General features: G+C 30.9%; 6 protein-coding genes. 5 read left to right on the forward strand and 1 reads right to left on the reverse strand.

Annotation, left to right across the window (positions count from 1 at the left end; translation table 11 throughout):
- The 4 genes from ABJD66_RS03875 to ABJD66_RS03890 form a co-directional block, all read left to right on the forward strand.
- The coding region (locus tag ABJD66_RS03875) for a branched-chain amino acid transport system II carrier protein (RefSeq protein ID WP_348128441.1) at positions 1-378 on the forward strand (378 nt) is incomplete at its 5' end.
- 74 nt (positions 379-452) lie between these two features.
- Positions 453-1,424 (forward strand): hypothetical protein, encoded by a 972-nt coding sequence (locus ABJD66_RS03880; RefSeq protein ID WP_348128444.1) that lies wholly within the window; start codon positions 453-455, stop codon positions 1,422-1,424.
- A gap of 3 nt (positions 1,425-1,427) precedes the next feature.
- Complete coding sequence (locus ABJD66_RS03885; protein ID WP_348128447.1) at positions 1,428-2,216, forward strand: DUF4292 domain-containing protein; 789 nt, start codon at positions 1,428-1,430, stop codon at positions 2,214-2,216.
- 13 nt (positions 2,217-2,229) lie between these two features.
- A complete protein-coding gene (locus ABJD66_RS03890) occupies positions 2,230-3,459 on the forward strand; it encodes a peptidoglycan DD-metalloendopeptidase family protein (RefSeq protein ID WP_348128450.1) in 1,230 nt (409 codons plus the stop codon).
- A 48-nt stretch (positions 3,460-3,507) separates the two neighbouring features.
- Here the strand turns inward: ABJD66_RS03890 and ABJD66_RS03895 are convergent, their stop codons facing one another.
- Positions 3,508-3,915: a hypothetical protein gene (locus tag ABJD66_RS03895; RefSeq protein ID WP_348128453.1), complete on the reverse strand. Its 408-nt coding sequence runs from the start codon at positions 3,913-3,915 to the stop codon at positions 3,508-3,510.
- 82 nt (positions 3,916-3,997) lie between these two features.
- Between ABJD66_RS03895 and ABJD66_RS03900 the strand changes: the two genes are divergently transcribed.
- Complete coding sequence (locus tag ABJD66_RS03900) at positions 3,998-4,891, forward strand: tyrosine-type recombinase/integrase (protein WP_348128456.1); 894 nt, start codon at positions 3,998-4,000, stop codon at positions 4,889-4,891.
- Positions 4,892-5,081 lie beyond the last annotated feature (190 nt).

Genomic DNA, 5,081 nt, shown 5'->3' on the forward strand with positions numbered 1-5,081 from the left:
AACAACTCTAACAAAGCCTATACAATTACAGCCATTATTAGTTGTTTGTTGGGTATAGCTATGGGACAATTTAATGTAGACCATATAATTGTGGTTGCCATACCTGCCTTAATGTTTATTTACCCTATTACAATAATTTTAATAGTACTTAATGTATTACCAGATAAATATACAGAACCTAAGGTCTTTAGAGCAGTTGTATTTACTACTATTTTATTTAGTGTGCCAGACTTTTTAAACAGTATTGGCATTACAAGTGTTGCTAATTTTACAGCTGCATACCTACCATTAAGCAAATATAGCCTTGCCTGGGTTTTACCAGCTGTTATTGCATTAATTGTTGGAAATTTAACTAACAAAAAAACCACAACGGTATAATTTTTGAATTTTATTAAATATTGATAGACATCTGGTTACCATACCATTTGTTTTTTTAATAATTTTACAAACGTATGAAGAGTATTTGCAACTATTTTTTAAGAACTACCACCTTACTTACTTTTTTAGTGGTAAGTTTTAGCTATGCACAAGAAATAGAAAACAGTGCAGATGTTTTTTTAGAAGACTACTCAGACAATTTTCAGGAAGCTTTTTTTGAAGGATTAAAGCAAAAAGGAATAGAAAATTATGACCGTGCCGTTAATAGCTTTTTAACCTGCCAAAAATTAGAACCTAAAAATGCCGCTGTAGCTAATGAACTAGCCAAGGCATACATACAAGGCAAACAATATAGCTTAGCACAAGAACAGGCAGAGTTGGCTCTTAAAGTAAACCCAGACAACATGTGGTATTTACAGAGCTTGTATACCTCTTTAAAAAAGCAATATAAAAACCTAAGCCACTTAAAACAAATAGTGCCTTATGACAACGAAAAATTAAAAGAGAATTTAGCACACATTTTATATTTAGAGCGTAATTACAACGAGGCAAAAAATGTACTTACCGAGGTAAAAGATAGTCCGTTTAAAACCGATTTAAGTACAAAGGTGCAAGCTGCAATAGACCAAAGAGGAGCTAGTAGCAGTAGTTTTACTTTTACAAGCACCACAACAACCAGCAACACAACAAAAAACACTACTGCTAAGCAAACAACTAACAGCAATAGTAACTCTGCTTTTAATTATAAAAGCAGGCTAAAATTTACCTTAAAGCAAAAAAACTTTGTTTTTTTAGAAACAACGGCAAAAGAAGCCTTAGAAGCTTACCCTTCACAACCTTACTTTTACTATGCTTTAGGAGCAGCATATAATGGCAGAAAAAAACACAGAGCAGCTATAGATACTTTAAAAACAGGTTTAGACTATGTGTTAGATGATATTAGACTTGCAGATGATTTTTATAGAGAAATTGCAGCAGCATATACAGCAATGGGTAATCCTGCTAAAGCAAATATGTACTTAATTAAAGTAAAATTTAAAAAATAAAAAATGATTAAAAATCTTCAAATAACACCAAAATTAGGACTTGCATTTGTTATTGCGGTGTTTTTTGTATCGTGTAAATCTAAAAAAGTTATTGCAGATGGTACATCAACCTTAAAAAAACTAAACACAAAAACTATAGTTAAAAACCACTATGCAAATGCCTTAGATTTTAAAACTCTACGTGGTAGGTTAAAAATAGATTATACAGACGGTGAAGATGAACAAGGGTACACAGTTAGTTTTAGAATGGAAAAAGACAAAGCTATATGGATTAGTGCCACACTTGGCGTAGTAAAAGCATATATTACACCAACAAGAGTTAGCTTTTACAACAGGCTACAAAACGAGTATTTTGATGGCGATTTTACCTATTTAAGTAATTTATTAGGCACAGAGTTGGATTATGAAAAAGTACAAAACTTATTATTAGGACAAGCTTTGTTTGATTTACGAAAAGAAAAGTACAACACAGTAGAGTTAAATAACAAATACCAATTAGCTCCTAAAAAAGCAAACGAGCTTTTTAAAACACTTTTACAAATAGAGCCTACAAATTATAAAATTGCTGGTATGCAATTAACCCAGCCAGAAAAAAACAGAGTATTAGATGTGCAGTACAAAAACTACCAAGTAGTAGATAAAAAATTAGTACCTAACATTATAGACATACATGTAAAAGACAAAAAAAAGACAGACATTATTGCTTTAACTTTTAAGAATATAGAGCTAAACAAAAAGTTTAGTTTTCCTTATAAAATACCAAATGGTTTTAAAGAAATTGTTTTAGAATAATTAAAAATATAGAATGCGCCAATTTAAGCTAATTACATTACTTTTAGTAGTACTATCTACCAGTTTTTTGTTTGCACAAACAAACGAGCAAAAAGCGTTAGAAAAAAAGCGTGCGCAATTACAAAAAGACATTAGGGCTATAAACAGACTTTTATTTGCCGAAACAAAGCAAAAAGGTAATGTACTAGACCAAATGGAGAGTTTAGAACAAAAAATAAATGCCCAACAGCAATTGGTTAGAATAACCAACCAACAAAGCAACTTGTTAAACCGACAAATAAATGCCAATGTTCGTAATATTGGTACGCTAAAAAAAGATTTATTGACTTTAAAAGATGATTATGCGCAGATGATACAAAAATCGTATCAGAATAAATCTAGGCAAAGTAGGTTATTATTTTTACTGTCTTCTGAAAATTTTTTACAAGCGTACAAACGCCTTCAATACATAAAACAATACACCAATTACAGGCAAGAGCAAGGCTTAGCTATTGTTGCCAAAACAGACACCTTAAAACTAAAAAACCAAGTTTTAATAGACCAACGTAAATTAAAAGAACAATTACTTAAAGAAAACGTTGCCACAAGAAAAGAACTAGAGAAAGAAAAAAAGGCTAAAGACATACTCTTAAGCACTATAAAAAAGAACGAAAGCAAATACACTGCCAGTATTAATAAAAAGAAATCTGAGGCTCGTAAAATAGATCAGCAAATAGAAAAACTAATACGTTCTGCCATTGTAGCTACCAACAAAAAAACTACAGGCAAAACCACAACAAAAACCAGTAGCACTAGATTTGTTTTAACACCAGAGGCTAAAATTGTTGCCAACAACTTTACCGCTAACAAGGGCAAGCTAATTTGGCCTGTAGCAAAAGGTTTTAAAAGTAAAGGCTTTGGCGTATATAAAGATGCTGTGTACCCAGGAATTAAACACCAAAACAACGGTGTAATTATAGCTACAGACAAAGGCTCTAAAGCACGTTCTATTTTTGAAGGTGAGGTAATAGCAGTACTTGCTGTACCCGGCGGAAACAAGGGTGTGCAAATAAAACACGGTAATTACATAACTACATACTACAACCTATCTGCAACCTATGTAGAAAAAGGAGATAAAGTAACTGCCAAGCAAGAAATAGGAGAAGTTGCAACCAATAAGTTTAGCGGCCAAACATTACTAAAGTTTTATTTATACAAAAACGTTAGCAAGTTAAACCCAGAAGAATGGATTTACCAATTATAGTATTCTAGTTTTTATTTGTTTAACTTGATAAAAAAACTAACATTAAAATTATTTTACAATTTTAATATTCCAAGGACTATACGCTAATTTACTCATATACTCTTGCTTGTGCACAATAAGCATTTTATCTACTCCGTTTTCTTTAATAGGAAGGTATCCAAACTCATAACAAAAAAAATAGGCTCCTGTTTTAAACGGATACATATGCGTAAACAAGTCTATACGGTACCCTAATTTTAGCAATACCTCTTTTTTAACTGTGCTTTTTCCGCTTGGACAAAAATGAGCTAGCAGACTTCGGTTTTTTCTTAAGGCACTATTTATCTTCTGTATACCTATTTCATGTACTGGCCTGTTTGTATTGTGGTAAGTACTTCTGCATTCTGTATCACAAAATTTTTTATCAGACCTACCCACAAGCTCTTTATTACAAGACAAACAAAATTTCATTTTCATAATTCGTATTATTAGACGTTTATACACGTATATAAACGATTAAATATAAGCCTTTTAACTCTGTTTTATTCATTTTTACACAATGAAACCTAATACAATAGTTACCAAATTACAGGAAACCGAAGAAACAAAACCAGATTATGCATTGGCTATATCCTTGATGCATGAAAAATTACTACTTAAAAACTATAGTAAAAACACCACTAAGACTTACATACATATGTTTAAGCAGTTTTTAAGGCATACTTACCCAATGCCTTTATACAAAGTAAGCACTGCACACATAACACATTACCACAAAGAGCTTATTACCAAGCAAAATATTTCTGCGTCATACCAAAACCAAAGTATTAATGCTATAAAATTTTATATTGAAAAAGTACTAAACTTACCAAAAGTACAGTACGATTTTTGTAGACCCCGAAAAGGTAAAAAATTACCTAAAGTATTATCATTAAATGAAGTTGATAGCCTACTTAAATGCACTTACAATATAAAACATAAAACTATTTTTATGATTATATATAGTTGTGGCTTACGCATATCTGAATGTTTAAACTTAAAAATTGAAGATATAGACTCTAAAAATATGCGGGTATGGATAAGAAATGCAAAAGGTAATAAAGATAGAATTACATTATTATCTCCCACTATGCTACTACAACTAAGGGCGTACTACAAGCTATATAAGCCTAAAGATTGGTTATTTGAAGGCGTAGAAGGCAAACAATATAGTGCATCTAGCATTAGGCAAGTTTTTAACAGATCTAAAAGAAAAGCAAACATAAATATACCCGCAACTGTACATACTTTAAGACATTCTTTTGCAACACATTTACTAGATGCAGGTACTAATTTAAGATTTATACAGCAATTACTTGGCCATAACAGCTCTAAAACTACAGAAATTTACACGCACGTAAGTACAACAAATCTTATAAATATTACAAGTCCTTTAGAAATGTTACCTAAATAATATTATATTTGAAAGAGAAATAAACGCAATAAACTGCGTTTACTAACAAGTTATAGCCAAGCAAAAAACAATGATACACAGTAAATTATCACCATATATTGAAATTGAAAATAATAAGATTTCAATAATAAATGCTGCAAGAAAGACAATTCAATTCTTTAAAAAAATTGCTCAAACAGAATCTAATTTC

Source organism: Cellulophaga sp. (assembly GCF_039943695.1).
Lineage (GTDB): Bacteria > Bacteroidota > Bacteroidia > Flavobacteriales > Flavobacteriaceae > Cellulophaga.